The sequence below is a fragment of the Amycolatopsis sp. NPDC054798 genome (assembly GCF_053611505.1).
Genome location: NZ_JBSHAM010000114.1, coordinates 1 through 23,020, shown reverse-complemented (window position 1 = coordinate 23,020; position 23,020 = coordinate 1). Strand labels below are relative to the sequence as shown.

The 23,020-nt window shown below is 69.5% G+C and carries 26 protein-coding genes; 14 read left to right on the top strand and 12 right to left on the bottom strand.

Annotation, left to right across the window (positions count from 1 at the left end):
* The first annotated feature begins 103 nt into the window (after positions 1-103).
* Positions 104-679 carry a dihydrofolate reductase family protein gene (locus ACWGIC_RS39485; protein WP_452081062.1) on the top strand — a complete coding sequence of 192 codons (576 nt, stop codon included), beginning with the start codon at positions 104-106 and terminating at the stop codon, positions 677-679.
* 18 nt (positions 680-697) lie between these two features.
* Complete coding sequence (locus ACWGIC_RS39480) at positions 698-1,336, top strand: hypothetical protein (RefSeq protein WP_452081061.1); 639 nt, start codon at positions 698-700, stop codon at positions 1,334-1,336.
* 71 nt (positions 1,337-1,407) lie between these two features.
* Here ACWGIC_RS39480 and ACWGIC_RS39475 read toward each other — a convergent pair whose 3' ends face one another.
* The 3 genes from ACWGIC_RS39475 to ACWGIC_RS39465 are packed head-to-tail and all read right to left on the bottom strand — an operon-like array spanning position 1,408 to position 3,687.
* Positions 1,408-2,043 (bottom strand): response regulator, encoded by a 636-nt coding sequence (locus ACWGIC_RS39475; protein WP_452081060.1) that lies wholly within the window; start codon positions 2,041-2,043, stop codon positions 1,408-1,410.
* The gene (locus tag ACWGIC_RS39470) at positions 2,040-3,122 is read right to left on the bottom strand and encodes a sensor histidine kinase (protein ID WP_452081059.1); all 1,083 of its coding nucleotides are present in this window, start codon (positions 3,120-3,122) and stop codon (positions 2,040-2,042) included. The genes ACWGIC_RS39475 and ACWGIC_RS39470 overlap by 4 nt, the downstream gene beginning before the upstream one ends.
* A gap of 40 nt (positions 3,123-3,162) precedes the next feature.
* A complete protein-coding gene (locus ACWGIC_RS39465) occupies positions 3,163-3,687 on the bottom strand; it encodes a DUF1453 domain-containing protein (RefSeq protein ID WP_452081058.1) in 525 nt (174 codons plus the stop codon).
* A gap of 213 nt (positions 3,688-3,900) precedes the next feature.
* On the opposite strand from ACWGIC_RS39465, the gene ACWGIC_RS39460 reads away from it, so the two are divergent.
* From ACWGIC_RS39460 to ACWGIC_RS39445, 4 genes are all read left to right on the top strand, one after another.
* A complete protein-coding gene (locus tag ACWGIC_RS39460; RefSeq protein ID WP_452081057.1) occupies positions 3,901-5,169 on the top strand; it encodes a cation:proton antiporter domain-containing protein in 1,269 nt (422 codons plus the stop codon).
* A gap of 180 nt (positions 5,170-5,349) precedes the next feature.
* Positions 5,350-6,447 (top strand): glycosyltransferase, encoded by a 1,098-nt coding sequence (locus tag ACWGIC_RS39455; protein WP_452081056.1) that lies wholly within the window; start codon positions 5,350-5,352, stop codon positions 6,445-6,447.
* 26 nt (positions 6,448-6,473) lie between these two features.
* Positions 6,474-6,635, top strand: a complete 162-nt coding sequence (locus tag ACWGIC_RS39450) for a hypothetical protein (protein ID WP_452081055.1) — start codon at positions 6,474-6,476, stop codon at positions 6,633-6,635.
* Between the two features lie 39 nt (positions 6,636-6,674).
* A complete protein-coding gene (locus tag ACWGIC_RS39445; RefSeq protein WP_452081054.1) occupies positions 6,675-7,130 on the top strand; it encodes an N-acetyltransferase family protein in 456 nt (151 codons plus the stop codon).
* A 6-nt stretch (positions 7,131-7,136) separates the two neighbouring features.
* Here ACWGIC_RS39445 and ACWGIC_RS39440 read toward each other — a convergent pair whose 3' ends face one another.
* From ACWGIC_RS39440 to ACWGIC_RS39430, 3 genes are all read right to left on the bottom strand, one after another.
* Positions 7,137-9,821 carry a hypothetical protein gene (locus tag ACWGIC_RS39440; protein WP_452081053.1) on the bottom strand — a complete coding sequence of 895 codons (2,685 nt, stop codon included), beginning with the start codon at positions 9,819-9,821 and terminating at the stop codon, positions 7,137-7,139.
* A 75-nt stretch (positions 9,822-9,896) separates the two neighbouring features.
* A complete protein-coding gene (locus ACWGIC_RS39435) occupies positions 9,897-10,547 on the bottom strand; it encodes a TetR family transcriptional regulator (protein WP_452081052.1) in 651 nt (216 codons plus the stop codon).
* 223 nt (positions 10,548-10,770) lie between these two features.
* Positions 10,771-11,673 carry an NmrA/HSCARG family protein gene (locus ACWGIC_RS39430; protein WP_452081051.1) on the bottom strand — a complete coding sequence of 301 codons (903 nt, stop codon included), beginning with the start codon at positions 11,671-11,673 and terminating at the stop codon, positions 10,771-10,773.
* A gap of 95 nt (positions 11,674-11,768) precedes the next feature.
* Between ACWGIC_RS39430 and ACWGIC_RS39425 the strand changes: the two genes are divergently transcribed.
* Complete coding sequence (locus tag ACWGIC_RS39425; protein ID WP_452081050.1) at positions 11,769-12,332, top strand: TetR/AcrR family transcriptional regulator; 564 nt, start codon at positions 11,769-11,771, stop codon at positions 12,330-12,332.
* Positions 12,333-12,447: 115 nt separating this feature from the next.
* Here ACWGIC_RS39425 and ACWGIC_RS39420 read toward each other — a convergent pair whose 3' ends face one another.
* The gene (locus tag ACWGIC_RS39420; protein WP_452081049.1) at positions 12,448-13,095 is read right to left on the bottom strand and encodes a TetR/AcrR family transcriptional regulator C-terminal domain-containing protein; all 648 of its coding nucleotides are present in this window, start codon (positions 13,093-13,095) and stop codon (positions 12,448-12,450) included.
* Positions 13,096-13,162: 67 nt separating this feature from the next.
* On the opposite strand from ACWGIC_RS39420, the gene ACWGIC_RS39415 reads away from it, so the two are divergent.
* From ACWGIC_RS39415 to ACWGIC_RS39405, 3 genes are read left to right on the top strand one after another with little or no spacing between them, the layout of a single operon-like run.
* Entirely contained in the window at positions 13,163-14,122 is a 960-nt protein-coding gene (locus ACWGIC_RS39415) for a PDR/VanB family oxidoreductase (protein ID WP_452081048.1), read from the top strand.
* An 11-nt stretch (positions 14,123-14,133) separates the two neighbouring features.
* The gene (locus tag ACWGIC_RS39410) at positions 14,134-14,796 is read left to right on the top strand and encodes an MSMEG_1061 family FMN-dependent PPOX-type flavoprotein (protein WP_452081047.1); all 663 of its coding nucleotides are present in this window, start codon (positions 14,134-14,136) and stop codon (positions 14,794-14,796) included.
* A 45-nt stretch (positions 14,797-14,841) separates the two neighbouring features.
* A complete protein-coding gene (locus ACWGIC_RS39405) occupies positions 14,842-15,723 on the top strand; it encodes a phosphotransferase family protein (protein ID WP_452081046.1) in 882 nt (293 codons plus the stop codon).
* 35 nt (positions 15,724-15,758) lie between these two features.
* Here ACWGIC_RS39405 and ACWGIC_RS39400 read toward each other — a convergent pair whose 3' ends face one another.
* On the bottom strand, positions 15,759-16,133 hold the full coding sequence (locus ACWGIC_RS39400) for a MerR family transcriptional regulator (protein WP_452081045.1): 375 nt from the start codon (positions 16,131-16,133) through the stop codon (positions 15,759-15,761).
* Between the two features lie 60 nt (positions 16,134-16,193).
* Here ACWGIC_RS39400 and ACWGIC_RS39395 point away from each other — a divergent pair, with 60 nt between their 5' ends.
* Positions 16,194-17,366: an MFS transporter gene (locus ACWGIC_RS39395; protein ID WP_452081044.1), complete on the top strand. Its 1,173-nt coding sequence runs from the start codon at positions 16,194-16,196 to the stop codon at positions 17,364-17,366.
* 51 nt (positions 17,367-17,417) lie between these two features.
* Here ACWGIC_RS39395 and ACWGIC_RS39390 read toward each other — a convergent pair whose 3' ends face one another.
* Both ACWGIC_RS39390 and ACWGIC_RS39385 read right to left on the bottom strand, forming a co-directional pair.
* Entirely contained in the window at positions 17,418-17,990 is a 573-nt protein-coding gene (locus ACWGIC_RS39390) for a hypothetical protein (protein WP_452081043.1), read from the bottom strand.
* A 37-nt stretch (positions 17,991-18,027) separates the two neighbouring features.
* Complete coding sequence (locus ACWGIC_RS39385) at positions 18,028-19,029, bottom strand: 4,5-dihydroxyphthalate decarboxylase (RefSeq protein WP_452081042.1); 1,002 nt, start codon at positions 19,027-19,029, stop codon at positions 18,028-18,030.
* A gap of 71 nt (positions 19,030-19,100) precedes the next feature.
* Here ACWGIC_RS39385 and ACWGIC_RS39380 point away from each other — a divergent pair, with 71 nt between their 5' ends.
* Both ACWGIC_RS39380 and ACWGIC_RS39375 read left to right on the top strand, forming a co-directional pair.
* The gene (locus tag ACWGIC_RS39380) at positions 19,101-19,568 is read left to right on the top strand and encodes a MarR family winged helix-turn-helix transcriptional regulator (protein ID WP_452081041.1); all 468 of its coding nucleotides are present in this window, start codon (positions 19,101-19,103) and stop codon (positions 19,566-19,568) included.
* Between the two features lie 176 nt (positions 19,569-19,744).
* Entirely contained in the window at positions 19,745-20,605 is an 861-nt protein-coding gene (locus ACWGIC_RS39375; RefSeq protein ID WP_452081040.1) for an alpha/beta fold hydrolase, read from the top strand.
* 2 nt (positions 20,606-20,607) lie between these two features.
* Here the strand turns inward: ACWGIC_RS39375 and ACWGIC_RS39370 are convergent, their stop codons facing one another.
* Positions 20,608-21,048 (bottom strand): nuclear transport factor 2 family protein, encoded by a 441-nt coding sequence (locus ACWGIC_RS39370; protein WP_182894018.1) that lies wholly within the window; start codon positions 21,046-21,048, stop codon positions 20,608-20,610.
* Between the two features lies 1 nt (position 21,049).
* Complete coding sequence (locus tag ACWGIC_RS39365; protein ID WP_452081039.1) at positions 21,050-21,925, bottom strand: TIGR03619 family F420-dependent LLM class oxidoreductase; 876 nt, start codon at positions 21,923-21,925, stop codon at positions 21,050-21,052.
* 142 nt (positions 21,926-22,067) lie between these two features.
* On the opposite strand from ACWGIC_RS39365, the gene ACWGIC_RS39360 reads away from it, so the two are divergent.
* On the top strand, positions 22,068-22,883 hold the full coding sequence (locus tag ACWGIC_RS39360) for a hypothetical protein (protein WP_452081038.1): 816 nt from the start codon (positions 22,068-22,070) through the stop codon (positions 22,881-22,883).
* The last annotated feature ends 137 nt before the right edge of the window (positions 22,884-23,020 follow it).

The window sequence follows — 23,020 nt, the reverse complement described above, 5'->3', positions numbered from 1 at the left end:
CCCTTCGAGCCACCTTGCGGCAGACACGCCATCAGCCACACCCCATCGCCCTGGGCATCCAGGGCACCCGCCCCGAACAACATCGACCTTAGGGATCTCCGCCATGAGCGTCATCGTCATCGAATTCGTCACCCTCGACGGCATCGTGTCCGATCCGGACGGCTCCTCCGGGACCCCCGGCGGCGGCTGGGCCTTCCGGCACGGCCCGGACTCCGTCGCCGGCGACAAGTTCCGCCTCGGCAGCACGCTGGACGACGGCGTCCTGCTGCTCGGCCGCGCGACCTGGCAGCTGTTCTCCGGCCTTTGGCCGCACCGCGACGACCCGTTCGCACAGCGGATGAACGCCGTGCCCAAGCTGGTCGCCACCAGCACTCTGGCCGACACCGACGCGTGGCAGAACTCGTCGGTGCTCGACGGCGACCTCGTCGACGCGGTGAAACAGGAGGAGCGCGACATCGTCGTCACCGGCAGTCTCAGCGTCGTGCACGCGCTGATGGCTGCGGACCTGATCGACGAGTACCGGCTGCTGGCCTTCCCCACCGTGCTGGGCAGCGGCACCCGGCTGTTCCCGGACGGCACCGGGACCGCGCATCTGGAGTGCGTTTCGGCTGAACGCGTTGGTTCGGCGACGCTTTCGCGGTATGTGCGCGAGAATTCGGTGGCAGGCGCTGGGCGGTAAGCCGTAAAGTCGCGGGCCATGTTGCTGCTCGTTTCGGGCGCTTCCGGCGTCGGCAAAACCACTGCCCGCTTGCACGCGCGGCATCTGCTCGGCGAGACGTACGAGACCGCCGAACTGTGCACGCTCGGGCCGATCCCGGCTGTGCCCACTGTCGCGTGGCGGCAGGAACGGGTAGAAGTCGCGGTGCAGCGCGCGATCGTGCTTGAGGCTGAGGGCAAGCATCTGCTGTTCGCCGGTGATCCGGTGCCGGTCGGCGAAGCGCTGGCGGCTCCGAGCGCGGACCGGATCGACATCGCCGCCTGCCTGCTCGACGTCAGCGACGAAGCCCACCTGGCTCGGCTCGCCCGCCGCGGCGAGCCGAACCAGGCTGTCCCCTTGCACCAAGGGTTCGCGGCGTGGCTGCGTGCGCACGCTCGCGATCCCGGGCATGTTCCGGAAGCTGTCACGACGGACGCTTGGCCGGAAATGCGGTGGGATCGCTGGGTCGGCCACGCACCGGGTCCTGGGTGGGCGATGACGGTTCTCGACACGTCTTCGCTCGGCCCGGAGGAGGTCGGCGAAGCGGTCGCGGGATGGTGCCGCCGGGCGGTGGCCGGGGAGGCTCCGGCCTTCCGGGCCGGATGGTTCGCCCAGCCCATCGCCTCTTCAAGTCCGTGAAGGGCTCCTTGAGGGAATAGGATTCCCTCAAGGAGCCCTTCACGGACCGCAAGCCCGCGCGGGCCGGGGGGTCAGTCCGCGTACCCGTGCTGATGCGCGTAACGGACCGCCTGCGCCCGCGTCCCGCACCCGGTCTTCGCGAAGATCCGGTTCACATGCGTCTTCACCGTCGCCTCGCTGACCTGCAGTTCCCGCGCGATCTCCCGGTTGCCCCGCCCCGCCGCGACCAGCTTCAGCACGTCCACCTCGCGCGCCGTCAGCCCGTCCTCCGGCGGCGCGGCCGGACGCCGGGCCGCGGCCAGCAACGTCCGCTGCACCGCCAGGTCCATCACGGTCTGCCCGGCAGCCGCGGCGTGGATCGCGCGGCCGATCTCGTCGCCGTTCGCCGCCTTGGTCACGTAGCCGACCGCACCCGCGTCCAACGCCCGCACGATCGAGGCGCTGTCCGCGTAGGTGGTGAGCACGACGACCCGGGTGCCCGGCAGGTCCGCCACGATCCGCCGGGTCGCCGCCGCCCCGTCGCAGCGCGGCAGGTCCAGGTCCATCAGCACGACATCGGGCTGCAGCCGCGCGGTTTCCTCGATCGCCGCGAGACCGTCGCCCGCCTGTCCGACCACCTCGATGCCCGGCAGCAGCCCGACCAGCAGCACCAAGCCCTCCCGCACCGCGGGCTGGTCCTCGGCCACGAGCACGCGCACGTCCGTCATGCCGGAATCCTCGCCGAAAGCCGCCAGCCCGCCCCGTCCGGGCCCGCGGTCACCTCGCCGCCGACCAGTTCCGCGCGCTCGCGCAAGCCGGTCAGGCCGTATCCGGCACCGGACAGACCGGAGCTGGAACCGGTCCGGTTGACGACCGCCATCGTCACTTCGGTGTCCAGATAGGACAGTTCTACCGACACCGGTGCGCCCGCCGCGTGCTTGCGCGCGTTGGAAAGTCCTTCTTGGACAGTGCGGTACAGCAGCAGGGTGACGTCCGCGGGAAGTTCCCGGGGTTCGCCGGTCACCTGGATCGACGCGTTGTCCGGCAGCGAGCCGAACAACTCCGGCAGGGCCATCGGATCACCGCGCAGCGCGTGCACCGCTCGCCGCGTCTCGATCAATCCTTCCTGCGCCAGCTCCCCTGCCTTCTGCACGCACGCGGCGAGTTTCCCGTCCGGGGAAGGCAACTCGGCCACCAGCCGCGCCGCCGCCTGCAGATGCAGCGACAGCGCCGACAGCGAATGCGCCTGGATGTCGTGGACCTCCCTGGCCAGCCGGGCGCGTTCCTCCAACGTCGCGCTCCTGGCCACCGCCTCCTGGGTCAGCCGCGTCTGGTCCAGCAGTTCGCGGGCTTGCCGCGCCTGCACCCGGTATTGCCGCCGGTTGAGTCCGATCAGCACCACGACGGCCACCGCGAGCGCGTTCCCCGCCACGAGCCCGCCCGGCTGCCCGGCGAGGTACCCGCCGACGACGGCCGCGACCCCCGCGACGGCGGCCACCGTGATGATCTCCACCGGAGGAATCGCCGCCAGCGAGGACAACACGAGCAAAGACAGGCAGAGCAACGACGGCCCGGTGAGGCTTTCGTCCGCCACGGTCACGACCGTGCCGAACAGCGCGGCCACCTCCAGCAGCACGCCGGCCGCACGCGGCCAGCGCAGGTCAAGCGCCCCGAACGCCAGGCCGCTCACTGCGGAAGCCGTCAACGGCACCCACTCCCACTCCGCCGCGGGGCGCGCGGTGACGAGGATCGCGACGAAGGCGACCGGCGTGAGCAGCCGCATCAGCACCAGCGGCAGCCGACTCATCGCAATCCCTCCCCCTCGGCATCTCCGCTGCTCAGCGTAGTCAGGCCCGTACCGGCGCGCTTGCGACGGCTTCCAGCCGGCGGGACCGCCACAACACCCCGCCCGCCCGCACCGCGACCATGGCCAGCGCCATCAGCACGAAGAACAGGCCGACCCCGTCCTCGTCCAGCTGAGCGCTGACCAGGAATTCGCCCACCCTCACCGCGAACGAGCGCACGTTCTCCACCGCCCACACGAACGCCAGCCGTCCCAGCAGCACGGCGAGCCAGATCAGCAGATACGGCCAGCCCGCCCAGGTCTGCACGCGTCCGGTCTCCGGACTGCGCTCCACCCGGGTGGTGGCGATCAGCCCCGCCCCGGCGACCGCCCCGACCACGGCCCCGGCCAGGCCCGCCGCCAGGTTCGGAGCGGTGAGCGCGATCCCGCCGGTGAAGTACAGGACCCCGATGACGGTGCACGAAACGAACGGCATGATGCCCATGACCAGGTTGTGCCGATGGCGGCCCACCTGGGTGAAAAGAACGAGGGCGAGCAGGATCCCGCCCATGACGAGAGCGTCAGTCATCACGGCCTTCTTCTCGAGTCAGGCGGGCCGGAACACCCGCGTTCCCGAAGCTAGGGCGCGAGGCCCGCCGAATCGTCCAACCAGCGGCCGATTCCGGGTGGACGTGACCTACACCCGCAATCCCGGGGAAAACACGGCTCCGCCGGTACACTGTGGAGCGTCAGCGGCCGAAGACGGCTGGGCGCAACCAAAAGCCGTGGAGCCGGACGAACGATGATTCCCGCACTGCTGGTCCTCTCGACCGCGGTCCTGCTGCGCGCGCTCGCGGCCAGGCAGCTCGACCGGTGGAACATCGCCGCGCCCGTGCTGATGGTGCTGTGCGGCGTCGCGACCGCGTTGTTCGCGAATCCGGGAAAACTGCTCGACCTCTTCGACACCGAAATCGCGCAGCACGTCGCCGAACTCATTCTCGCGATGCTGCTTTTCGTCGACGCCACCGAGGTCCGCGGCGGACGGCTGTGGGGACACGCGCCCAGCCTCGTCGCGCGAGTGCTGTTCCTGGCGCTGCCGCTGAGCCTCGGGCTGGCCATGCTCGCCGGCTGGGCGTTCTTCCCGGAACTGTCGTGGCCGTTGCTGCTGATCGTGGCGTGCATCGTCATCCCGAGCGATTTCGCCGCCGCCGAACGCGTGGTGCGGGACAAAACCCTGACGCCGCAAGTGCGCAGCGTGCTGAACGTCGAAAGCGGATACAACGACGGATTGGTCTCGCCGCTGTTCCTGTTCGCGCTCATTCTCGCGCGCACCGACAACACCGCGAACACCGCCGCGAAAGCACTCGCGACCGCCTTGCCGTTCGCGCTCAAAGCACTCGTCGCCGGTGCGATCGCCGGGTCGGTGATCGGCTTCCTGCTGTTCCTCGCTGTCCGCTCCGGCTGGACTTCCGGACAGGGCAGGCGCATCGCCATTCTCACGACTCCCCTGCTGACCTACGCGGCCACAGTCGCCGTCGACGGCAACGGATTCGTCGCCTGTTTCGTCAGCGGGATCGCCTTCCGCTACGTCTACCGGGCCTTCGCCGCACGGCATCTCCGCACCTCCGACAGCCACGCCCGGGAACACTTCGCCCGGCCGTCGGAGGACCTGCGGCTGCTCGAAGAAGTCACCGGAATCCTGACCATGGCGATGTGGTTCGTCGTCGGCGGCGCCGCGGTCGTCGTGGCGTCCTTCGGCGTGGCGTGGCAGCCGGTCGTGTTCTGCCTTCTCGCCTTGACCGTCCTGCGGATCGTTCCGGTGCTGGTGTCGCTCACGCGGACCCGGATGCCGCTGCGGGACCGGTTCCTCGTCGGAGCCCTCGGCCCGCGCGGCACGACGTCGATCGTGTTCGGGCTGCTGGCGATCAACGGCCTGTCCGGCGAGGCGAGCGACCTCGTGCTGACGCTGACGGTGCTCTGCGTCCTCGGCAGCGTGGCACTGCACGGGCTCGGGTCGACCCCGCTCATCGCGCGGTTGATGACCCCGCGGCCGCCCCGGCAGTCCTCGTGACCTGCACGCACGGTAACCACCCGAATGGTTAAGAATTCCTAGCTCAACCTCCGGTTCCCACCGAGCATGCTCACCCATTCGGGTGATCTATTGAATATTCACGTAACGTAAAGTGATCATCAGCGGAGTAAGGGTCAGGCGCGACGCATCCCGTCGCCGTTCACAGAGGACCCCCCGCTCATGTCTGCACCCACGCTCGCCGAACCGCGGGCCGGACGGCACCGCTCCGGCAGCGCGCGCGTCGTCGCCGTCATCCCCGCGCACGACGAAGAAGCGCAGATCGCGCACACCGTCGCGGCGCTGCGCGGACAGGACCGGGCCGTCGACGAGGTCTTCGTCGTCGCCGACAACTGCACCGACGGCACCGCCGGGGCGGCTTCGGCCGCCGGGGCCCGGGTCCGGCCGTCCGAGAACAACACGCACAAGAAGGCCGGTGCGCTGAACCAGCTCCTCGCCTGGCTGCTGCCGCGGCTCGACGAGGACGACGTGATCCTCGTCCAGGACGCGGATTCCACTTTGGACCCGCAGTTCGTGAGCACCGCGCTGCGTCATCTCGACCGCGGATACGGCGGCGTCGGCGGAGTGTTCCGCGGCGGGCCGGGCGGCGGGTTCGTCGGGCACCTGCAACGCAACGAATACGCCCGCTACGCCCGCGACGTGCACCGGCTGCGCGGGAAATGCCTGGTGCTGACCGGAACCGCCGCGATGTTCCGGGTCAGCACCCTGCGCGAGGTCTCCGCCGCACGGCTCGCCGGGCGGCTGCCCGCGGGCAACGGCAAGGGCGGGATCTACGACACCACCGTCCTCACCGAGGACAACGAACTCACTTTCGCCCTGCTGCACCTCGGGCACCGGGTGATCTCGCCCAGCGCCTGCACGCTGGAGACCGAGGTCATGACCAGCTGGGGAGCGCTGTGGGCGCAACGGCTGCGGTGGAAGCGCGGCGCGGTGGAGAACTGTGTCCAATACGGACTCACCCGCGTCACCTGGCGGTACTGGGGCAGGCAGCTGCTCACCATCGCCGGGGTGCTGGTGACCGGGATCTACCTGACGGCCGTCGCGGCGGCCCTGTTCCACGGCAGCCTGCACCTCAATCCGTGGTGGCTCGGCATCTCGGCGATTTTCGTGGTGGAGCGGGTGGTGACCGTGCGGTACCGCGGCTGGCGCCGGATGCTGCTCGCCGCGTCGATGTACGAGCTGGTGCTCGACTATTTCCTGCAGGCCTGCCATTTCAAGGCCTACGCGGACGCGCTCCTGCGCACCCGCAAACACTGGTGAAAGCCCCCGAAGGAAAGAGAGAACTGATGTACCAGAAGATCGGCGCCGCCTCGGCTGCCGGAGTGACCGGCGGCCTGGCGTTCACCGGAGTGAACGTGCTGTGGGTGCTGCTGGCCGGATTCGCTTTGCTGGCAGCGGGAACCGCGCTGCTGCGAGTTCTGCCGAAGGTGCGGAAACACGAACTGTGACCGCGCTGCCCTGAGCGCTCCCGAGCGTCGGAGGCGCGCATGGCGAGCGAGGTCGGCCTGCGCCCCGCGACGGCCGCGGACAGCGACTTCTGTTTCCAGGTGCACCGGGCCGCGTTAGGCGAGTACGTCGCCGCGATCTGGGGCTGGGACGACGAAATCCAGCGCGATTACCACGATCGCGCCTTCGTCCCCGGCAGGTGGCAGGTGATCACGGTCGACGGAGCGGACGCCGGCCTGCTCGTGGTCGACTACCGGCCGGCCGAGGTCTGTCTCGGCCGGATCGAACTCGGCCCGAGCTGGCAAGGCCGAGGGATCGGCGGTCGGCTGCTCCGGTGGCTGATCGGCGTCGCGGCGGAGCGGGGACAGCCGCTCGTGCTCGAAGTCCTCGCGGTCAACACCCGAGCACACGCGTTCTACCTGCGGCACGGTTTCCGCGAAACCGGCAGGCGCGGCGGGAAAATCCTCCTGGCCCGAGATCCGGGCCAGGAGGATTGACCAACGTCAGCCCGCGTCCGTCACCGTGCCCGTGACGTCGACGTCCGGCCCGGATTCCCTCGGCTCAGCCGAGACATGCATCAGCACGTGCTTCGCCGGGTCCGCCCCGTCGTGCCGCAGCGTCGGGATCGTCAGCTCGCCGGCTGTCTTCCCCGCCAGGATCTGCACGGACACCATCAGGCCGGTCTCCGACAACGGCTGTGCCTTCGCCGGGTCGACGCCGTGTTCGAGCAGCCACTTCGGGTCGACGTCCGCGGTCGTCAGTTCCGGCCCGGTCTTCGGGGCCTTCATCTCCGCCAGGACAGTGACGTCCGAATCGGCCACTGTGGACAGCCGGACCGGCCAGGCCAGCGTCCCGCCCTCGACCGCCGACACGTCCGGCTGGCCGACACTCACCTTCGGGGCCGGGTCGTCGTTTTCGACGTTCAGCGAACCCTCCGGAGCCCCGATCACCGTGCCGCGGGTGGCCTTCACCGCGGCCAGCATCCGGTACGGCCAGCTCCAGCGGGTGTTCCCCACGACCGTCGCGGGCAGGTCGAGCGTGTGCTGTCCCGGCGCGAGCGTGACCGCCTGATACGTCCACTTCATCGACATCGGCGAGACCGAATCCGCCCGGAAGACCCGGACCGTGCCGCCGCCTTCGCCGGTCACCGTGACCGGGATCTGGTACGTCTTCGAGCCGGAATCGCCTTCCTTGACCGTCATCGAACCGAGGTCGACGCGCGTCAGCGGGGCCGGGTCCGGGTCGGGCAGACCCGGCCGCCACGCGTACGCGTCCAGCAGCCACGCCTCGCTGCCCGCCGTCGTGGGCGTCAGTTCCAGGCTGGCCAATTCCAGGTGCGGCGGAAGCGGGACCCGGACTTCCTGGCCCCAGAACGATTTCGTCCGCTCGGTCCCGGCCAGTCCGGCCACCGTCACCGCGCCCAGTTTCGTGCGCTTGCCCCGGGAATCGGCGACCGCCACGTCGAACGACGCGGCCGGAGCGTTCTCCGGCGCGATGATCCGCATCGCCAGCGCCCGCGCGCCGTTCGCGGAAACCGGGCCGGGCAACCGGATCGTCGCCGGGGCCCCGGCCGTCGCCGAGCGCACGTGCACGGCGGTCCGAGTCGGGTCGGGAGCGTCTTCCAGCCCGACGAAATGCGGCGATTTGGGGATGCTGGGCTCCGCGAGGCACCGCCGATCCGGGCCGACCTGCTGGCAGACGTCGCCGCTGCCGGCGACCTTGGTCGACGAGTCCGGCACCAGCACCGGCGTCCGCGCACCGCCGAGAGCGTGGGTCAGCACGTGCGCCGGATCAGCGGACGGCGCCCGCACACCGGAACCGTCCAGCAGCGGCTGCACTCGCAGGTCGTGCTTCTGGAACAGCTGCGCCGCCGCGGCGACGTAGGTCGCGCCGACCGCTCGCTGCTGTTTGTCGGTCAACCGCGCGGGCACACCGGGCGAGCAGTTCGGGTCCGGCTCCGGAGAATAGAAGTCGTCCTGCGCCGGAGCCACCGCGACGCCCGGAGTCCATTCGGCGTTGAAGTAGTTGTGGTTCGCCCCGGAGACATACAGCGCGCTGTGCAAAGCCGTGTCCCGGCTGACTCCGCGTGCCGCGTCGATGTATTGCTGCCCTTGAAGATCCGACACGTCGCCGTCACAAGAAGGCAGGAAGGTGACCGACGGGACGTCCGGCGCCGGGTTGAGCCCGAACACGGTCGGCGCGATGAGGACGTCGCCGCGGATCTTCCACCGGACCGGCCCGGAGAACCCGGTGTCGCCGGGCGGCGGGTAGAGGCTGTCCATCGCCGCGCGGTTGACGCCCTCTCCGCCGCGGGAATGCCCGACCAGCAACACATTCGACAGGTCTGCCGCCGGGGAATCCCGGACGATCTGCGGAGCGGTCGAACGGGCGCTGCCGGACCAGTCCGCCCAGTGCGCCAGGTGCAGCCGGACCAGTGACGACCGGGCTTGCGCGCCGCCGTCCTCCGCCGCGTGGTCGAGCGCGTTGATCGCGTTGGCCGAAATGGACACTGTCACGAAGCCTTGCGACGCAAGCAGTTCCTGGGTCTGCAGGTAGCCGCGGTAGCTCGGGATCGGCAGCATTCCGGTCTCGCACGGCCAGGCCCTCGAGTACCTGTCCGGATCGGCCGGGTCGTAACAGGGCTGATGACGGCCGTGCAGGAACACCACCAGCGGCCGGTTCCCCGGCGCGTTCTTCGGCGCCACGACCAGGCCCTGCATCTCGATCGGCCCGTCCAGCCCCGGCAGCCGCACCGGGTCGAGCGAGTACTCGCCCTTGACCGTCGAGTACTGCCCGGGTTTACCGGGATCCACCGCATTGGCGGGCAACTCCGGCAGCGGTGCCGGGGCCGGTGCGTTCGCGGTGGCCTTGGGCGCTTCGGTCAGCGAACGGCCGCCGACGCGCGCTTCCAGCCCGCGCAGGTCTTTGATGCCGCCAGCGGGCAGCGAGAACGTCCGCAGATCCGCCCGCGGACGGGCGCGGCCGAGCAGCCTGCCGCCGGACCAGAACTCCACCGCACCGTCGCCGAACAGCGGTTTCGGCGCGGTCCAGACCAGCTGGCCGTCGGCGACGCGCCACTCCGGCGACGCTGCCGGAGCGGCCGGGCTCGCCCCTGCGGGCTGGGCCAGCGTGACCGCCAGAACGGCAGCCGCCGCGATGGGGACAAATTTGCGCAGAAGGACCTTCACGTGTTGCTCCCTCCCCGATGATTTTTCCTTTCTACCGGGAAAGCAGCCCGCCGTGCCAGAACGGCGACAAGGGGTTCAGGCCCGGTTCTCCGCCAGCGACCCGGTGCGCAGACCGGCGACGACGATCTCGCCGAACGCGTCGCCGATCTGCCGGGGCGTCATCTCGCCGCGCGGATCGAGCCAGGTGTGCGCCCAAGCCGCCACGCCGATCACCGCGAAGGCGAGCACCCGCGCGGTCGCGACCGGTTTGAACGCGCCGCTCTCGATCCCGCGCTCGACCACCTGCGTGACCAGTGCTTCGAACTCGTCGCGTTTGCGCTCGATCGAGGCGAACGTCGCGCTGGACAGGAACCGGCGCTCCTGCAGGAAAATCGAGATCTCGGACCGGTAGACGCCGATCGGCTCGACCAGCACCTCGGTCATCACCCGGCGGAGCACCCGCTCCGGCGCGCCGCCCTCGGCGAGCACCTCGCGCATCCGCCGCAGCTGGAAATCCATGAACTGGTCGTGGATTTCGCGCAGCACGTCCTCTTTGGTCTCGAAATGGTAGTAGAACGCGCCTTTGGTGAGCTTCGCGGTGTCGACGATTTTCTGCACCGACGTCGCGTGGAACCCGTCCTGTTCGAACAGCCCGAGCGCGGCGCCGACCAGCGCCCGCCGGGTGGCGTCCGGATCGCGCGGCGCCCGGTCCCGGCGTTTCCGCGCGGACGGCTGGACAGCGGCCATCGCTGTGCTCCTCACTGGCCGGGCTGGCCGCAGTTGCCGGGCCAAGAAGGTAACAAACAATCCCCTCCGGGCGGGGCGGAACCGGCAGATCCGGGCCCGCCGCGCCAGGGCAGAACTGCCGCCATTCACGCACCCGCACCAACCGGCTGACACGAACGGAGCAACGCGGTGCGCTTGCCGGGACTGGAGCGCCGGAGCCCGGAAACCTTGCCGCGCCGAGCCTTCAGGCCCGCATAGCCGTCTCCGCCCATTCCTCGAACGCGGTCAGCGGAATCCCGAGTTCCCGCGCGAACCCGGGCCGCGCGGGCTGTCCGATCTCGTTCAGCATCTGGTGCGAGAACCCCATCGGCGGCATCCCCGCGGCAAGCGCCTCTTCGACGGTCATGTCCGGCACGGCCAGCGGCACGCCCAGCACCCGGGACAGAATCGGCGCGATCTCCTTCATCGACCGGTAATCGCTCGCCAGCTCCAGTTCGACCCGGTCGAACCGCTCCGGCTCCGCGACCGCCGCCGCGGCGGCGCGCCCGATGTCCCGCACCGCCGCCAGCGACAACCGGGTCTCCGGACGCAGGATCGTCACCAATCCGCCCTCGATGCCGCGCGGGAACAGGTAGCGCAGGGAGGGCAGGAAGTTCTCCATGAAAAACCCGGGCTTGAGCAGCGTCCACCGCGGGAATCCGGCTGCCCGGACCAGGTCCTGGATCGCCGCCTTCGCCTCCATCGCCGGGGCCAGCGCCGCCCAGCGCTCCTCGGCCACTTCCGGCGTTCCCGCACCGCTCACCGAGGTGTGCACGAACTGCGGCACCTCCGCCTCTTTCGCCGCCTCGACGAGATTCGCCGCCTGGCGCACCTCGCCCGCGAAATCCGGCTCCGCCCCGCTCATGTCCGGCATCTGCACGCTGAACACCGCCCGCACGCCCTTGACCGCGCGCGCCAGCCCGTCCCGATCGCGCAGGTCCCCGGCGACGAGTTCGGCGCCCAGCGCTTCCACCGCCTTCGCCCGCTCCGACGCCGGATCCCGGACCAGTGCCCGGACCGGCACTCCCGCCGCCAGCAGCTCGCGGGCGGTCGCGCCGCCCTGCCGTCCCGTCGCGCCGACGACCAGTACCGGTGCTTCCTCAGTCATGATTCTCCTTCAGCCCACTAAGTGGCGGGGCCCGCCGTTTCGTGTCCGCTACGATACGGCGGGGCCCGCCACTTAGCAAACCCGGAGGTCACGCCATGCCCGGCCAGCAACGCGCGGACGCGCGGCGCAACTACGCCCGCATCCTCGAAGTTGCCGAGGAGGAGGTCGCCGCGCACGGGGCGAACGCCTCGCTGGAACAGATCGCGCGCACCGCCGGCGTCGGCTCAGCGACCGTGCGGCGGCACTTCCCCACCCGGCACGCGCTGCTGGAAGCGGTCTCGCAGGAGCGGATCGCCCTGCTGGCCGCACGCGCCCAAGAGCTGGCCGGGGAAGCCGACAGCCGCCGCGCGCTCCTGGAATGGCTGGACGACGTGGTCCGCTACTGCGTGACCGCGCGCGGCCTCGCGGCCGCCCTGGCGTACGACACACCCGATCCGGTACACGGAAACTCCTGCTCGGCGACCTTGGAGGAGTCCGCGGCACCGCTGCTGGCGCACGCCGCTCGCGACGGGGCCGTCTCGCCGGAGGTGACGGTCGCCGACCTGATCGCGTTGATCGTCGGCATCACGCTGACCACCGAACGCCACCCCGACCCGGCCGCCGAAGCGAGCCGCTTGTTCCGGATCGCAGTGGAGGGAATCAGCCCGGACGCCTCGTAAGTGTTCGTGCCGGTTCTAACCGGCGCCGCCACTCACGAGGTCACGCGTGACGGCACGGCCCCCTGGCTCACGACGCCGCCCGCGCGGACTGACGTCGTGAGTGCTTAAGCCGGTTCTAACCGGCGTGAATACTCACGACACTCCGCACCCCGGCGAGCAGCAGCTCCAGCCCGAATTCGAACCGCTCCTCGAAATCGAGCATCGACGTCACCGGCCCCGCCTCCAGGTGCAGGTACTTCCGCTCCCCCAGCACCCCCATCAGCACCTGGACCTCGTCCCCGGTGGCACCCTGCTCCTCCAGCGTCTCCCCGAGCACGTAGCAGAACACCGCACTCGTCGCCCAGATCGCCTTTTTCCGCGGCAACCCGGAGGCCAGCAGGCAGCCGAGCAGAGTGTCCACATAGGTCAGATTGCTGCGCTTCGCCGCATAGTTGCCGCCGACGATCCGCGCCCCGTCCCGATGCGCGAGCAGCGCCCGGCGCAATCCGGCGGCCATGCTGCGCACCCGGCTTTCCCAGCCCTCGTCCTCCCCGGGCAAATCCGCGATCGCCCCGGCCAGTATCGCCTCGGCCAGCTCGTCGATCAGCGCGTCCTTGCCGTCGAACAGGCGGTAGATCGCGGGCAGGTGCAGCCCCATCCGGTCGGCCAGCTGGCGCATCGTGAGCGCCTCCAGCCCGCCGGCGTCGACCAGGTCCAGCGCCTCGGCCACCGCCCGCTCGGCCCGTGTCGCCGCGATTCCCGCCCGTTTCGCCCCGGTTGACATGTTAACGACGTTACCAATACTCTCGGCCCGGCGGCAAGTAACAACGTTAACAAAAGGAGGGAAGCCCATGGCCCCGAACGCCGGAACCGCCGGGCGGCTGGACGTCGTCGTCCGCCAGCTGCGCTGGGAAGCCGACGGCGTCGTCTCGCTGGATTTGGCGGCCGCCAGCGGGAAACCGCTGCCGAGCTGGGAAGCGGGCGCGCACATCGACCTCGCGCTGCCGAACGGCGTCGAACGGCAGTACTCGCTCTGCGGCCGGCCCGGCGAACGCTCGCACTACCGGATCGGCGTCCGCCGCGAACGCGCGAGCCGAGGCGGTTCGGAATACGTGCACGCCTTTCTCCGGCCCGGCCAGCGTGTCTCGATCAAAGGCCCGCGCAACAATTTCGGGTTCCGCCCCGCCAAATCGTACGTCTTCGTAGCGGGCGGCATCGGCATCACACCGATCCTGCCGATGATCCGCACCGCGGCAGCCCAGGGCGCGGACTGGCGGCTGTACTTCGGCGGCCGCACCAGCGCGTCGATGCCGTTCCTCGACGAACTCCGCGGCTACGGCGAACGCGTGCGCTGCCACCCGTCGGACTCGGTCGGCCGGATTCCGTTGACCGAGCTGGAAAAGCCTGTCGAGGCGGGCGCGAAAGTCTACGCGTGCGGACCGGCTTCCCTGCTGTCCGATTTGGACACCGCAGCGGAGAACTGGCCGGACGAAACGCTCCGCCTGGAACGCTTCAAAGCCCCGCAGGCAGCGCCCGCGGAAAACAAACCGGTCGAAGTGGAATGCGCGGTCTCGAAGAAAACCGTGTCCGTCGCCGCCGACGAAAGCATCGTCAGCGCGCTCGAGCGGATCGGCATCCGGCCGCCGACCTCGTGCCGGTCGGGCATCTGCGGTTCGTGCGAGACCAAGGTGCTCGACGGCGTCCCGGACCACCGCGACGGCATCCTGTCGTCGAGCGAACAAGCGGCGGGCGACCGGATGTTCGTCTGCGTGTCCCGGGCCAGCACCCCACGCCTCGTCCTCGACCTGTGACGGGAGGAATCATGACCACCGCGGCCGACGCCTACACCCCGATCACGATGGCTCGCGTCCGGGAAATCATCGGTTTCCCGAGCAAGTTCATCGCCGAGAAAAAGGAACCGCAGCTCGGCGAATTCGCCATGCGGTTCATCGCGCACAGCCCGTTCTTCTGCGCGGCCACCTTCGGCGCGGACGGTCTGATGGACGTCGCCCCGAAGGGCGACCCGCCCGGTTCGGTGCGGATCCTCGACCCGTGGACGCTCGCCATCCCCGACCGCCCGGGCAACAAATTCGCCGACACCTTCGAAAACATCACCGCCAACCCCTGGATCGGGCTCGTCTTTTTCGTGCCCGGCCTGCGCGAGGTGATGCGGGTCAACGGCGACGCGTTCGTCACCGACGACCCGGAACTGCTGAGCATGCTCAGCGCGGACAGCAAACCCGCCGTGCTCGCGACGATCGTCCGGGTGCGGGAAGTGTTCGGACAGTGCGGGAAGGCGGTCATCCGGGCGAAACTGTGGGAGGGCGACACCCGCGGCCTCGCCGAAGCGGCCACCCTCGGCGGCGATTTCTACACCCTCTCCATCGCCGAGCAAGCGCAAAAGATGAACGACAACCTGGGCGTCCTCGTCAACGGCGGCCTGTACGACGTGGTCGACGAAAACTACCGGACCGAGTTGTTCTAGAAACTCCTTTGCTCCCACCACGAAGCCCTGCCTAGTATCCGGTCCGTGCGCTCCCGACCGTCCTTTGTCACCGACGCCGCCCTCACCTCGGTCCTCTCCGAACACTGGCGGCCCGTCTCCGAGATCGCTTATCTGCCTTGGGGTTTCGGCGCGCACCACTGGCGCGCCGATACCCTGTTCGTCACGCTGGACCCGCTCGAACCCCGGCACACCGCGGCGTCGCTGGAAAGCACCTACGCGAGCGCCGCCGAACTGGCCGCCGCCGGGCTGACGTTCGTCTGTGCCCCGATGCCCACGCGGTCCGGACGCTTCACCGTCGACACCGGAGTCGGCGCGCTCAGCGTCACCCCGATGCTGAACGGCCGCAGCCCCGCGGAAGACGAGGTCGACAAACCGGCAATTCTCGCCGCGCTCGACGCCCTGCACCGCACCCCGCCGCCCGCCGGGCTGCGGCACTGGTCGCCGCGGGTCGGCCCGGACTTCGCCGATGAGCTACGGGCCCGCACCGCCGAACCGTGGACGTCCGGCCCGCTCGCCGAAGACGCCCGCACCGCTCTGGCCGGCCGCGGCGACGCGATCAAACGCTGGAACGACCGCTACCTGGAACTGGCCGCCCTCGCCGCCTCCCGGCGCGATTCCTGGGTGCCGACCCACGGCGAACCGCACAACGACAACCAGGTCGCCACTCCCGACGGCCTGCGCTTGGTCGACTGGGAAACCCTCGCCGTAGCCCCGCGCGAACGCGACTACGCCGACCTGCCCGACGCCGAGGGCCTCGACCCGGACATGGTCGAACTGTTCGCCCTCGACTGGCGGCTCACCGAACTGCGCGAGTACTCGGACTGGTTTTCCGCGCCGCACACCGGAACCGAGGACGACGTCATCGCGCTGGAAGGCTTGCGGGAAGAGCTAGGCGTCGCGCGTTAGGACGTTCCCAGCAGGCGATGCACCGGCGTGGTCGGTCATGACCTTTCGCCAGCTACACTCCGGCTTGCCGGGGCGCGCGTGGTCGCGAGCAGATTGTCGAGCAGCGACCGGGTGTGGACGAGCTGGTCGATGTCGCCGGTGATCCTGCGGCGCTCCGCTTCGAGCCGTTCGCGGCAGTCGTCCAGCAGCAGGGACTCGCCGGACAGACAGGACAGGATCTCGCCGATGACGTCCATGCCGAGGCCCGCCGCGAGGAGGGTCTGGATGTGCGCCACCTTGCGCACGTCCGAGCCGGCGAAGATCCGGTACCCGCTGGGGGTCCGGTCCGGCTTCAGTACGCCCTTTTCCTCGTAGTAGCGCAGCGCTCGCACGCTGATTCCTGTCCGGTGCGCCAGCTCGCCGATCTTCACGGGGGTTCCTTCGCGTTCCGGCTTGACTCTCACGTCGACGTGAGAGTTTAGCGTGCGGACATGCTTCGACTCGGCATCCTCATGTTCTGCGTTTTCAGCATCACCACCGGCGAGTTCGTGGTGGCCGGAATCCTGCCCGAGGTCGCCTCCGACCTTCAGGTCACCGTCGGCGCCGCGGGGCTGCTGGTCACCGCGTACGCCGCCGGCATGATCGTCGGCGGCCCGCTGCTCACCGCGATGACCGCCGGGATCGACCGGAAGCGGCTGATGCTGGCCCTGCTGGCCGTCGCGGCGGCCGGGAACGCGGCCTCCGCTCTCGCTCCCGGATTCGCGCCGCTGCTGGCCGCCCGGGTGGTCACCGCGCTGGCGACCTCGACGTTCTTCGCCCAGGCAATAGTGGTCGCGGTGAAATCCGCGCCGCCGGAGAGAGCCGGGACCATGGTGTCCCGGCTGGCGTTCGGGATGAACCTGGCCATGATCCTCGGAGCGCCGATCGGCACTCGGATCGGCAGCCAGTGGGGATGGCGCGCGACGTTCGCGGTGCTCGGCGCGGCGTGCCTGCTCGGGCTCGGTCTGGTGTTCTGGCAGCTCGCCTCGCCCAGCGAGGAGGAGCGAACCTCGGCGGTCTCGGAATTGCGGACGCTGCGCCGCCGCCCGGTGCTGCTGGCGCTGGCGATCACCGCGGTCGGCAACGCCGGGGTGCTCATGGTGTTCAGCTACCTCGCCCCGCTGCTCACGGATCTGGGCGGACATCCAGCCACCCGCCTGCCGGTGCTGCTTCTCGCCTACGGCGCCGGCGCGACGATCGGGAACCTCGTCGGCGGCGCGCTCTACGACCGCCATCCGCAGGTGTCCCAACCGGTTCTTCTCGGCCTGCTGGCTGCGGTCCTGGCAGGAAGCTGGTTTGTCGCGGCCTCCCCAGCGCTCACAGTGGCGGCAGTCGTGACGATCGGCCTCCTCGGGTTCGCGATCATCCCCGGCATGCAAGCACGTGTGATGACGACCGCCGCCGAAGCCCCGACACTGGCCATGGCCGTCAACGCCTCCGGATACCAGGTCGCTGCCGCCTGCGCCGGGCTGTTCGGCGGCCTCATCGCCGACTCGTCCGCCGGTCCCAGGCCGATCTACCTCGTCTCCGCGGGCCTGACCTTGTGCGGCCTGCTCATGACTGTGCTGGCTGCCCGTTTGCCGCACGCGACCGACCACGAGGACACCGCAGCGATCGCGGAGTGACGTTGTTCGAGAAACCTCACCGGATTCCCCTCGTACCGCCAACTGCCGGGATCACCGGATGCGAACGACGGCATCCGGTTTCCCGAGCCCTCTCGGGTCGACCCAGCCCCGTCCCCTCAGGTGGCCGGTGGCGGCCAGGCGTTCAAGCTGGCCGCGCGGGCAGAGCTTGCGGTTGTACATCGACCCGAGCAGGTCGCTGGTGTCCGCGAACAGGTCGGCGTGGGCGTAAACCTTGCGCCGGTGCCGCCATTCGTAGCGCACGACGGGGCGACGCAATAGGTTTTCGAACCAGTTCGCGGCACGGACAGCCAATTCGTCCGGGTCGCCGGTCGCGGTGAACGCGAGACTCGTGGGCTCGTCCGGCAGCGTGAACAGCTGGTTGTGCACCTCGTCGCCGCGCAGGGTCCGGCCGTCCAGGTGCACGCCGACGGTCAAGAGGACAAGCCGCGAGGCGGGATCGGTCAGATCAAGAGAAGCGACCAGCGGAAGCTCCGCGTCAGGCGGATCCACCCGGCTGTTGAGCGGGCATTCGCGCCAACCTGCCGCACGAACCCGAAGCGCCTCAACGAAGCGGCGCTCAGTCTCGCTGAGATCCCCGCAGTACTCGAACCACTCGTCCGCCACAGCCGCCGAGCATAACGCGAACAGGCCAGCGAACCGCCTAAGTTTCCAGCAATTCCGGCACGAAAATCTCCTCCACGGTCATCAGCCGCCGAGACAACCCCTGCTCGAAATGCCACCGCAGGAACGCCTCCACCGACACCCGGTTCTTCTCCACCCCATACGGCCACCAGTCCTCCCCGAACAACCGGCAATTCTCGTCATACAACGCGCTGAACCACGGAATCATCCCGGCATCGCCCATATGATTGAAGACGCGACCCCGCCGATAATCCGCCATCGCGACGTCCTTCGCCTCGACAAACCCCCGGTACAGCCTCTCCGCCAACCCCGGCTCCTCCGCCAGCACATCCCGCCGGACCACCACCGTATGCATGATCGGCCGGATCCCGGTCCGCCGGAAATACTCCCGCTCCACCTGCACGTAATCCGGGAACAACTGCGCGACTCCCGCCGAACCGTCCCGAACAGCCCGCGGCGGATCCGCGGAAACAAACGCGTCGATTTCCCCGGATTCCAGCATCGGGCCGAGCGCTTTCCCCGCCGGTGCCTGCCGCACGTCCACCTCCGCCGGATGCAGCCGCGGAACGAAATCGAACCATTCCATCGGCCAGTCGAACCCGCCGATCACCCACCGGCTCTGTTCCGGCCGCACGCCGTATTCGTCGGACAGAACGCCTTTCGCCACCACGCCCGCGTCGTGCCCGTAGGTCGCGAACTCGCCGATCGTCGCCCCGATCAAGTCCCGCGGCTCCCGGATGCCGCTGGCGGTGTTGACGTAGATCGCCGAATGCCGGAACTGCCGGTTCGGGAACACCGGCAGCGCGACGAACGGCGGGTCCGGCAGATCCAAGGTGCGCAGGTAGAAAGTGAGCCCCAACTCGGCGACGGCGAACTCCCTGCCCCGCACCATCCGTTCGAACAGGTCCGAGACGATGTCCGCGGTATGCAGCGTCGCTTCGACGCCGTCGAAGCGCACCCGGCCGTCGAACAGCGGGCGGGTGTGGTCGTAGCGGTACAGGCCGATGTCCAGGTCAGTCATCCGGCACCTCTCTCTCCGCCTCAATACTAAACGCGTTTACTATCTGCGGGCAACCGCTACGATGCCTCCCGATGGACAAGGACGCGCTCGCCGAACTCTTCGCCACCGCCTCGCTCGGCGCCCCCGAGAACGCGGTGGGCTTCGTGATGTGGCGCGTCGTGCACCGCTACGTCCGCGAGGTCGACCAGGCACTCGCCCCGCTCGACCTCACGCACCTGCAGTTCCAGACGCTCGCTCTCGCGGGCTGGCTGAACCGCACCGGCGGCCCGGTCACCCAGTCCGGTCTCGCGGCCTCCGGCGACATCCACCCGATGCAGGTGTCGCAGATCCTCAAAACGCTGGAGCGCAAGGGATTCGTCGCCCGCGCGCGCAGCGCCGAGGACGTCCGGGCCAAACGCGTCGAGGTGACCGACTCCGGCGGAGCCGCGCTGCGCGCCGCGCTGCCGCTCGTGATCGAGGTGCAGCACCGGATCTTCGGCGACGAGGGGCTGCCCGGCGGAAGCCTGCTGAACACCTTGCTGCGCTTGGACAACGCCTGACCGCTTTGCGCTGCAACGACATTTCGCGAAGGAGATCGACAAGGCCCCCGCGCAGCCGAGCGCGGCGACCGATCTTGCGTCGCCCCCTCGCCGTTCTGGCGATCGCGAGTTCCAGTTCCGCGCCCCCACCGCTGCTACGGTGTCAGTGCACGGTAAATCCGTCTCGGGGAGGGACGATGCCGGGAACTTTCACCGACCAGAAGGCACAAGACCGCTACTTCGCGGTCTACGCGGAAATCCTGCGGAAATGGCCGGTTCCCGCCGAGGAACTGGACATCCAGACGAAGTTCGGCCCCACCCGGGTCCGGCGCAGCGGCCCCGCGCACGGCACGCCGGTCGTGCTGCTGCACGGCATCATGGGCTCGTCCTTGTCGTGGTACCCGCACCTCGCCGAACTAGCCGCCCGGCATCCGGTCTACGCCGTCGATTCGATCGGCGAACCCGGCCACTCGGTCGAGAACGCGCCGGTGCGCACCGACGACGACCTCGCCGAATGGCTTTCCGAGGTCCTCGCCGCGATCAGCCCCGAAAAGGTCTATCTGGCCGGGGTCTCGCGCGGCGGATTCCTCGCCTTGAACCTCGCGATCCGGTCCGCGGACCGGATCGCGGGCGTCCTCGGCCTGGAACCGGCCGGATTCGCGGAGATCAGCGTCCCGAAGTTCATCCGGTGGAGTTTCCAGGAGATCTTCCTCTGGCTGCTGCCCGCCGCGATCCAGCGCCGGATCGTCTCCGGCGACCCTGCCGTGCGGCACACCTTGCGGCCCCTGCTGTTCGCCAGCTTGAAGTACAAAGCCCAGCTGCCGCCGCAGCACGTCTTCACCGATGACGAACTCCGCGCGATCGACGTCCCCGTTCAGCTCGTCCTCGGCGAACGCAGCCATATCCACAACGCACCAGCCGTCACTGCGCGCGTTGCCGCACTGAATCCCCGTATCCACACGGAAATCGTGCCGGGAACCACGCACGCGCTGACGCTGCAGCAACCGGATCTCGTCACCGCCCGCGTTCTCGGCTTCGTCGAAGCGAACCCGAGCTGACGTCAGACCTGCCGCGCGGTCGCCATCGCCCGCTCGGTCTCCCAGAACGCGCGCATCGAAACGACCAGCCCGTCCTCGTTCACCCGGTAGACGAACACCCCGTCGGTGTCGACGCGGTAGCCGCCGGGCAGATACGTCGTGATGGTGCCGACGTTCGCGACCTCCGAACCCGCCGCGTGCGAATCGCGGATCACGAACTCGAACTTCTCGACGTTCCCGATCGTCTTGTCCCAGAAGGCGGAAAGACCGTCGCGCCCGTGGTGGCCCTTGCCCTCCTCGTCGAACATCGACGGGCCGACCGGGTCCTCGACGACCGCGTCCGGGGCGAACAGCGCGAGCCAGCCGTCCTTGTCCCCCGCCGTCGCCGCCGTCATCGACTTGAACGCCGCTTCCCGCGCGGGCGGCTGCTTCGCCGCGGGGTCCCAGCAGACCTCGACACCCATGTCACTCCTCGATTTTCGCGATGATCTCGTCGCCGAACTTGCGGATCGCGTCGACCTTCGGGCCGAGTTCCGCGTCGAATCCGTGCCCCTCGAACACCCACGGCATGGTGATCGCGTCGGTGACGCCCGCCTCGGCCTGTTCGCGGAACCCGTCGAGCCCGAACCGGTCGACGCACACCGCCTGGAACTCGAACGGGTCGTCTTCGCGCCCGCGCTCGGCGAGCAGGCCCTTGAGCTTGCCGATGGTTTCGCGCAACTGGTCGAGCGTCATCATCGCGGACGACCAGCCGTCCGCCACGCGAGCGGCCCGGCGCAGCGCGACGTCGGTGTGGCCGCCGATGTAGAACGGGATCCGCGAGGGCGGCGCGGGGCTCATCTTGAGCTTGTCGAAGTCGAAGAACTCGCCGTGGAACTCGACCATGTCGCCGCTGAGGATCAGCCTCAGCACGTCGATCGCCTCGTCGAAGCGTTTGCCGCGGCGCGCGTACGGCGCCCCGCACCATTCGAACTCCTCCGGCGACCAGCCGATCCCCAGCCCGAGGCCGAACCGCCCGCCGGTCAGCGCGGCGACCGAGTTGACCTGGCGGGCGAGCAGCACCGGATTGCGGGAGCCGAGTTTCAGCACCGAGGTGTAGAACCGGATCCGCTCGGTCGCCGCGCCCATCGAGGCGGTCGCGACCAGCGGATCCGCCCAGGGGGTGTTCTCGTCCCAGAACCGGCTGCCGTCGGGGGTGTAGGGATAGTCGGCGGAGACCTTCTCGGAGTAGAAGAGCGAATCGGGCAGCACGATCGAGGAGAACCCGGCCTCCTCGGCGGCGCGGGCCAGCCCGCCCAGCTGGTCGAGCGGGCTCATCGCGATCGACAAGGAGAACTTCATGGCGCGGACTATAACGTGTTCTAGTTTTGTCGGCCACCGCCCGATCGGCGGCGCCGCCGGGAACTCTCCGCGCACGGTCCGCGTTGTCCGTTTCAGAGACGGCTGCCCGGCCGTCGCGTCAGATCGAGACACGGAGTGACCCATGGGCACCGCGATCCTCCTGATCGTGCTGGTCGTCGTCATCGTCGGAGGCGGGTTGTACCTGGCCAGGAAGCAGGCCGCGACCAGACAGAGCCAGCTCGACGACGCGAAGGCCGACGCGCGCCGCCTCGTCGAACGCCTCGGCGGCCAGGTCCTCAACATCACCGGCACCGACACCGCCTCCCAGCAGGCGATGGCCGACGCGAGCGAGCGCTACAACGCCGCCGGTTCCCAGCTTGAGCAGGCCAAAACGGTCGAACAGGCCCGGCTGGTGAAGGAAACGGCCATCGAAGGCCTGTACTACGTGCGCGCCGCGCGCGTGGCGATGGGCATGGACCCCGGTCCGGCCCTGCCGGACGAGGCCGAACGCGAACGGGCCGGCAAGGTCACCGAACACCGCGAGGTGGACGTCGAGGGCCAGCACTACGCCGCCTCGCCCGACCCCGGCCAGGACACGCCGTACTACTACCCCGGCGGCCGCGTCGCGGGCCGCCCGGTGCCGCAGGGCTGGTACAGCGAGCCGTGGTGGAAGCCCGCGCTCGTCGCCGGCGCGTGGGGACTCGGCTCGATGTTCCTGTTCAGCGCCATGTTCTCCGGCATGAGCGGCATCGCCAGCGCGTCGGCCTGGGAATCCGGCTACGACGCGGGCCAGGCGGACGCCCTGGACGCCGGCGGCATGGACGGCGGAGACGGCGGCGGGTTCGACGGCGGAGGCTTTGACGGCGGCGGATTCGACGGAAGCCAGGACTTCGGCGGAGGTTTCGACGGAGGCGGCTTCGACGGCGGCGGGTTTGACGGCGGAGGCTTCGACTTCTGACCGGTGAACGGCGACAAAGGCCCCGCGGCAGGGTTGGCCGCGGGGCCTTCGCCGTCTCCGCTCAGCGCGGTCCGGCGACGTGGCTGTCCGTGAAAGGGGTCGCTAGGAAAAGAAGATAACTCAACTGGCCCAAAGAC

Coding starts and splice junctions, on each gene's coding strand:
- ACWGIC_RS39420 (WP_452081049.1), bottom strand. CDS start 13,095: ATGTCAACCGGGGCGAAACGGGCGGGAATCGCGGCGACACGGGCCGAG.
- ACWGIC_RS39450 (WP_452081055.1), top strand. CDS start 6,474: ATGTACCAGAAGATCGGCGCCGCCTCGGCTGCCGGAGTGACCGGCGGC.
- ACWGIC_RS39370 (WP_182894018.1), bottom strand. CDS start 21,048: ATGGGTGTCGAGGTCTGCTGGGACCCCGCGGCGAAGCAGCCGCCCGCG.
- ACWGIC_RS39465 (WP_452081058.1), bottom strand. CDS start 3,687: ATGACTGACGCTCTCGTCATGGGCGGGATCCTGCTCGCCCTCGTTCTT.
- ACWGIC_RS39375 (WP_452081040.1), top strand. CDS start 19,745: ATGCCGGGAACTTTCACCGACCAGAAGGCACAAGACCGCTACTTCGCG.
- ACWGIC_RS39485 (WP_452081062.1), top strand. CDS start 104: ATGAGCGTCATCGTCATCGAATTCGTCACCCTCGACGGCATCGTGTCC.
- ACWGIC_RS39455 (WP_452081056.1), top strand. CDS start 5,350: ATGTCTGCACCCACGCTCGCCGAACCGCGGGCCGGACGGCACCGCTCC.
- ACWGIC_RS39415 (WP_452081048.1), top strand. CDS start 13,163: ATGGCCCCGAACGCCGGAACCGCCGGGCGGCTGGACGTCGTCGTCCGC.
- ACWGIC_RS39360 (WP_452081038.1), top strand. CDS start 22,068: ATGGGCACCGCGATCCTCCTGATCGTGCTGGTCGTCGTCATCGTCGGA.
- ACWGIC_RS39430 (WP_452081051.1), bottom strand. CDS start 11,673: ATGACTGAGGAAGCACCGGTACTGGTCGTCGGCGCGACGGGACGGCAG.
- ACWGIC_RS39475 (WP_452081060.1), bottom strand. CDS start 2,043: ATGACGGACGTGCGCGTGCTCGTGGCCGAGGACCAGCCCGCGGTGCGG.
- ACWGIC_RS39365 (WP_452081039.1), bottom strand. CDS start 21,925: ATGAAGTTCTCCTTGTCGATCGCGATGAGCCCGCTCGACCAGCTGGGC.
- ACWGIC_RS39445 (WP_452081054.1), top strand. CDS start 6,675: ATGGCGAGCGAGGTCGGCCTGCGCCCCGCGACGGCCGCGGACAGCGAC.
- ACWGIC_RS39480 (WP_452081061.1), top strand. CDS start 698: ATGTTGCTGCTCGTTTCGGGCGCTTCCGGCGTCGGCAAAACCACTGCC.
- ACWGIC_RS39380 (WP_452081041.1), top strand. CDS start 19,101: ATGGACAAGGACGCGCTCGCCGAACTCTTCGCCACCGCCTCGCTCGGC.
- ACWGIC_RS39435 (WP_452081052.1), bottom strand. CDS start 10,547: ATGGCCGCTGTCCAGCCGTCCGCGCGGAAACGCCGGGACCGGGCGCCG.
- ACWGIC_RS39425 (WP_452081050.1), top strand. CDS start 11,769: ATGCCCGGCCAGCAACGCGCGGACGCGCGGCGCAACTACGCCCGCATC.
- ACWGIC_RS39410 (WP_452081047.1), top strand. CDS start 14,134: ATGACCACCGCGGCCGACGCCTACACCCCGATCACGATGGCTCGCGTC.
- ACWGIC_RS39385 (WP_452081042.1), bottom strand. CDS start 19,029: ATGACTGACCTGGACATCGGCCTGTACCGCTACGACCACACCCGCCCG.
- ACWGIC_RS39460 (WP_452081057.1), top strand. CDS start 3,901: ATGATTCCCGCACTGCTGGTCCTCTCGACCGCGGTCCTGCTGCGCGCG.
- ACWGIC_RS39395 (WP_452081044.1), top strand. CDS start 16,194: ATGCTTCGACTCGGCATCCTCATGTTCTGCGTTTTCAGCATCACCACC.
- ACWGIC_RS39470 (WP_452081059.1), bottom strand. CDS start 3,122: ATGAGTCGGCTGCCGCTGGTGCTGATGCGGCTGCTCACGCCGGTCGCC.